Origin of the sequence: Paenibacillus zanthoxyli JH29 (genome assembly GCF_000520715.1) — a bacterium.
Taxonomy (GTDB): domain Bacteria; phylum Bacillota; class Bacilli; order Paenibacillales; family Paenibacillaceae; genus Paenibacillus_AQ; species Paenibacillus_AQ zanthoxyli.
Window position 1 is genome coordinate 1 of record NZ_ASSD01000131.1, and the last position, 5,970, is coordinate 5,970.

General features: G+C 50.3%; 5 protein-coding genes. 1 reads left to right on the forward strand and 4 read right to left on the reverse strand.

The genetic code is table 11. The features are described from left to right. Together L691_RS0105330 and L691_RS0105335 are read right to left on the reverse strand one after the other, a co-directional pair. Positions 1–629: extracellular solute-binding protein (locus L691_RS0105330; protein ID WP_025689231.1), on the reverse strand; the 629-nt coding region annotated here is incomplete at its 3' end. A gap of 39 nt (positions 630–668) precedes the next feature. Continuing rightward, positions 669–1,679, reverse strand: coding sequence for a LacI family DNA-binding transcriptional regulator (locus tag L691_RS0105335; protein WP_025689232.1), 1,011 nt, complete (start codon positions 1,677–1,679; stop codon positions 669–671). A 419-nt stretch (positions 1,680–2,098) separates the two neighbouring features. Here L691_RS0105335 and L691_RS0105340 point away from each other — a divergent pair, with 419 nt between their 5' ends. After that, the gene (locus tag L691_RS0105340) at positions 2,099–2,971 is read left to right on the forward strand and encodes an ornithine carbamoyltransferase (RefSeq protein ID WP_232229103.1); all 873 of its coding nucleotides are present in this window, start codon (positions 2,099–2,101) and stop codon (positions 2,969–2,971) included. 53 nt (positions 2,972–3,024) lie between these two features. Here L691_RS0105340 and L691_RS0105345 read toward each other — a convergent pair whose 3' ends face one another. Further along, positions 3,025–4,647 carry a glycoside hydrolase family 13 protein gene (locus L691_RS0105345; protein WP_025689234.1) on the reverse strand — a complete coding sequence of 541 codons (1,623 nt, stop codon included), beginning with the start codon at positions 4,645–4,647 and terminating at the stop codon, positions 3,025–3,027. A gap of 134 nt (positions 4,648–4,781) precedes the next feature. Then, entirely contained in the window at positions 4,782–5,750 is a 969-nt protein-coding gene (locus L691_RS0105350; RefSeq protein ID WP_025689236.1) for a sugar phosphate isomerase/epimerase family protein, read from the reverse strand. Positions 5,751–5,970: the final 220 nt, after the last annotated feature.

Sequence of the window (5,970 nt, forward strand, 5' to 3'; positions counted from 1 at the left end):
CCATTATCAAGCATAAATCCGTATTTATTGTTCTTGACATCACTGAATTTCTTGGAGAACGCAATGACGTCTTCCCATGTGTCCAGCTTGGCGTCTTTCACCAAATCTTTATTGACATACAGCCCGTATGAGTACACGGACCGGGGATAACCGTACAGAATGCCCTCATAGGTTGATGCGTCAACGGCCAAATTGCGGTTGATGCTTCGGGTCTCTTCTTCAAAATAGTCGTTCGGCAGGACAAGCCCGGCATTTACGGCTCCGCCGAGAAAATCATTCGTCATCCCGAATACATCCGCGCCAGTGCCTGCCGGTCCATCCGTTGTCAGCCTGGCCACACTGTCCCAGTAAGCGACGTCTTCTACCGCCACTTTAATGTTGTATTTCTTTTCAAACTCTTGAACGGCGTAATCGCTGAAACCATCCTTGATCGTCCAGAAGGTCAACTCCGCCCCCGGTTCAGGCGTTAATTCCTCCGTCCCTTCCGCCGCCGCTTCCTCCCCGCTGTTACCGGCCGTACTGGAGGTATTGCCTGTATTGTCCGCCCCGGAACCGGCCTTGCCGCCGCACGCCGCGAGCATTAACATCAGCATCATACAAAGTGCGAGAAGTCCCAATTTCTTAGTCATCGCTTATCTCTCCCTCGGATTATGAATGGAATATTAAGATCAGTCAGTCAGTGCCCGGCAGCTTTCTCTTTCAATAATCTCATGAGGAAGAATTTTAGCTTCCCGAATATAATTGCCTTTTTCACGAATCTGTTTGAGCAGCATCTGCGCCGACCCGGCGCCTAGATCGTAGACCGGCTGGTGGATCGTCGTGAGCGCTGGCCGGTAAGCTCCGGCAATCGGGATATCATCAAAGCCCATAATGGATACATCCTCCGGAACGCTGACTCCGCTGTCTTCCGCCGCCCGGATCGCCCCGATAGCAACCATATCGCTGACACAGCAGACCGCCGTAGGCCGATCCGCCTGCGCGAACAGCTCCATTCCGCTCTTGTACCCTGATTCAATGTCATAGTCCTTATCAAAAAGCCACTTTTCCTGGTACTCAATTCCGTAATCTGCCAAAGCCTGCTTATACCCGTCAAAACGCCGGATCGTCTGGTAGTACTCCATCGGTCCGCAGAAAAAGGCGATGCTGCGGTGACCCAGTCCGATCAGATACTTAGCGGCATCATAGCTTGCTTGGTAATCATCAATGTTAATGCAAGGGAACCGGCTGTCCTTGTCTGTATGGCTCGAAAAGATAACGGGAATATCATACTTGTTAAAGAAATCGATTTGCTCCTGTTTCGGAGCGGAGGTTAACAGTACAACGCCATCCACATACTTATCACTAAGCAGATTTAAATAATGGAGTTCAACATCCGTATCCCCGTTCGTATTGCAGAGCAGAGTCGTATAGCCATGCTGGAAGAGTTCTTTTTCAATGCCGCGTACGAACATCGAAATAAAGGTATTGGCGACATCCGAAATCAGCACACCGACCAGCATACTCTCCTTCATAATCAGCGTCCGGGCCACAGGATTTGGATTGTATCCAAGCTCGTCCACCACTTTCATCACCTTCTCACGAACTTCGGGACTGACAGGCTTGCTCCGGTTCAGCACCCGCGACACCGTGGCAATGGAGACATTCGCCAGTCTGGCCACATCCTTGATTGTAAATGACATGCTTTCACCCCCTTTGTCATAATTAGGAAAACCTTTTCCTCAGTCTCAAAAAAAGAGAGAACCTTCGATACACACCTTTTTTCAACCATCGATTAAGCATTTAAGAAACGAAGGAAAACCTTTTCCCGCAAATGAAAACAACCTTTCTGAATCTTTCATCTTCGTTACAGCTGCTATTTTCGATAATAATACTATCGGGAATAAATGAATGTCAATATAAATGACACACTTTAATTAAATTTTTATCTTTGTCATTTTATATTACATATATTGATAGGTATTCTATGTTAAAATTCTCCCCTGCACTGAGGGAGTTTAGAATGTTTATCATATCACTATTCATAATAATTAGTGTATACTAATACATATTTTACTATATTTTTTCGCTATTCAGACTTGCCCATCTTTTACACAAGGACGTGATCGCCCTGAATTTTCTGGATATTGAGGAGTGGAAGGAAGAACAAATTCAAGATATTTTTGGCCTGGCCGACCGGCTTTGCCAGAACCGGGAGCAACCCCTGCTTCAAGGAAAAACGTTCGTTTTATTATTTCCCGAAACCAGTCTTCGTACGAGAGTAAGCTTTGAGAAAGGCATCCGCGATCTGCGGGGTAAGTGTATTTGCATGTCCCCGGAAGCTTTGAATAAGAGAGAAGACCTTGCCGATGTCATAGGCTATATGGAGAACTGGGCCGACGCGGCCGTAGTCCGGCATCCGGACCTCAATAAGCTTCGGGAACTGTCGCGTAATGCTTCGATTCCAGTTATTAATGCGATGACTTCGGAGAACCATCCGTGCGAAATCATGTCCGACCTCTATGCAATCAGCAGGCGGAGACCGGATTACAAGGACCTGGTCTATACCTTTGTGGGCCCGGGAGGCAACGTCAGCCGGACATGGATGAGCATGGCGAAGAGGATGAATTTAAACTTCCATCACGTCTCTACTAAGGGCAATGCGCTTGCGCCGGAAACCGCTAATTATACGTTTCATACCCGTCTGGACGGGATATTACAGGACAGCGACATCCTGCTGACCGATTCTTTGCCGGAGGAATACCGGACTGCCGAATACATAGGGAAGTACCAAATCAATATGCAGAGAATGCAGACGGCCAAGCCCGGCGCACTGCTCAATCCGTGTCCGCCCTTTTTCAGAGGGGAAGAGGTCTCGGCGGATATCATAGAATCGGATTATTTTGTCGGATATGAATTCAAAAAATGTCTTCTGTATGTCCAGCAGGCCATTATGCTGTACTGCCTTTTTCACTCCAGACATACGGCTTCTTGACGCTAACAAGCGCCGGTCCTCAAATGAGGCTCGGCGCTTGTTTCACTTCCAACTTATTTCAACAGGTACATTCTTGCCTCATAAGGACGGAGCGAACCGCCGGAAGCTTCATCGCTATAGTTCGAGATCAGCAGTTCCTTTTCTCCAGCCAGCTCTTCAGGCATTTCAAATGAAACGTTATTTCCATAAAAATTGCACAGCACGAGCAGTGTGGTCTCTCCCAATGTGCGGATATAGCCGAACAATTCCCTATCTTCGGGAAACAGCAGCTTGTATTCACCGTAAACGATTACGTTATATTCCTTGCGCAGCCGAATCAGCTTCTTGTAGTAATGAAAGATGGAGTCCGGATTCTCTAATTCGCCCGCCGCATTGATCTCCGTGTAATTCGGATTGACCCGAATCCAAGGCTGACCCGCTGTAAAGCCCGCATGTTCGGAAGCATCCCACTGCATCGGCGTACGCGCATTGTCGCGGCCTTTGGCGTAAATCGATTCCATGATCTCTTCGTGGGCGTATCCGCTTTCGATTCGCTCCTTGTACAGGTTCAGCAGCTCGATGTCCCGGAAATCCTCAAGAGGATAGCGCACATTCGTCATGCCCAGCTCTTCACCCTGATAGATGTAAGGAGTGCCCTGCATTCCATGAAGAAGGGTGGCCAGCATTTTGGCCGACTCCACGCGGTATTCGCCGTCATTCCCCCAGCGGGAGACGATGCGCGGCAGATCGTGGTTGTTCCAGAATAGGCTGTTCCAGGCTTCGCCCTTCAGCTCCGTCTGCCATTTGGACAGCACCTGCTTTAGTTTCAGGAAATCCAGCGGCGCAAGATCCCATTTTCCTTTCCCTTCCTGTTCATCCAGCATGATATGCTCGAACTGGAACACCATGGAAAACTCACTGCCATCGGGATTGCTGTACAGCTTGGCGATTTCCGGAGTTGCGCCCCAGGTTTCGCCTACCGTTAACAGATCTCCCTTTTGAAAAGTTTCCCTGCTGAGCTCTTGAATATACGTATGAAGCTTCGGGCCGTTGGCGGTGATTTTCCGGTCGGGCTCCTTGGCGATCAGATCGATCACATCGAGCCGGAAACCGCCCACACCTTTGTCCATCCACCAGTTGATCATATCGTAAATCTCCTGCCGGACTTTGGGATTATCCCAGTTGAGATCCGGCTGCCTCACAGAGAACAGATGCAAATAATATTGCCCCAGCTCCGGCACCCACTCCCACGCAGACCCGCCAAAGCAGCTTCGCAAATCGTTGGGCGGCGTTCCCTCTACCCCGTCTCTCCAGACGTAGTAATCATAGTACGGGTTATCTTTGCCTTTCTTCGCTTCCAGAAACCAAGGGTGCTCGTCGGACGAGTGGTTCAGCACCAGATCCATGACAATTCGGATGTTCCGTTTCTTGGATTCGTTAATCAGCAGCTCTATGTCCTCCAAAGAGCCGAACATCGGATCGATATCCTGATAATCGGAAATATCGTAGCCATTGTCATCCTGGGGCGATTTGCATACCGGGGAAAGCCAGATAGCGCCGATCCCAAGCTCCGCCAAATAATCCAGTCTGGAGATAATTCCTTTCAGGTCTCCGATGCCGTCTCCGTTCGTATCCTGAAAGCTCCGAGGGTAAATTTGATAGACTACCGTTTCTTTCCACCATTTATTATTTTCCATTGTAATCCCCTCTCATTCGAAACACTAGAAATCGAAAACACTAGAAATCGAAAACCCGCCGGTGCCAATTTGCCCTGGCCCCGGCGGGTTCGAGTATGCCTCCCGGCTAAATCAGCCCTGTCCGGATTAACTCCTTACAGCCACCACATTTCACCGATCTGCTCCTGAATCAGCACCTGGTTCAGATTGTCGACCGCTTTGGAGAAGCCTTCGTTGATCGACATCAGCCCGTCTTCATGCTCAATGCTGACGACATAATCATAGCCGACCAGGCGAAGCGCACTGACAATATCCGCCCAAGTCTTCAGATCATGGCCGTAGCCGACGGTGCGGAACTGCCAGGCGCGGTCCAGCATGTTGTCATAAGTCTGCATATCGGTCAGGCCGTACTTGTTCACGTTAACCGGATCAATGACCGTATCCTTGGCATGGAAGTGATGAATCGCTCCGGCGCGGCCCAGGACATGAATAGCCTGCACAGGATCGATGCCCTGCCACCACATATGGCTCGGGTCCAGGTTCGCCCCGACGACTTCGCCCGCCGCCTCTCTCAGGCGAAGCAGCGTTGCCGGTGTGTGAACCGAGAAGCCGCCATGCAGCTCAAGGCCGACCTTAACGCCATGCTCAGCCGCAAATGCCCCCGTCTCCGTCCAGTAAGGGATGATTTTATTCTCCCACTGCCATTTCAGCACTTCCTGAAAATCATTCGGCCAAGGCGCAACCGGCCAGTTCGGATACTTCGCATCCTCATGGTCTCCGGGGCAGCCGGAGAACGTATTGACAACCGGGACTCCCAGCTTTTCAGCTAATTTTACGGAATTCAGAAAATCCTCGTGATCCTTCTGCGCCAGTGCTTTTTGCGGATGCAGCGGGTTGCCGTGACAGCTAAGCGCGCTGATGATCAGCCCTCTCGACTCCACCGCATGCTTGAACTCCTTCAGCGCCCGCTCGTCTTCCAGCAGCAGCTTCGGATCGCAGTGGCTTTTTCCGGGATTGCCTCCCGTGCCGATCTCCACCGCTTTAACTCCTTTTTCCGCCACATAGTCCAGCGCATCCTCCAGCTTGCGGCCCCCGAACAGTACCATAAATACGCCAAGTTTCATGGATTGTGTTTCTCCTCTCGTATATCTTCCCTAATTATGTTAATTGATTTATTTATTGAGCACCGCTTGAGCCGAATCCTGGGTTGCGCTATCCTGGGCTCCGTCAAAATAAACCGTCTTCCCGGTGCGGGCGGATTCGTATATCGCCTCCAGAATTTGCGTAACCACCAGCGCCTGCTCCGGCTTCACAAGCGGCTCTTTGTCCAGGGTTACGGCTTTG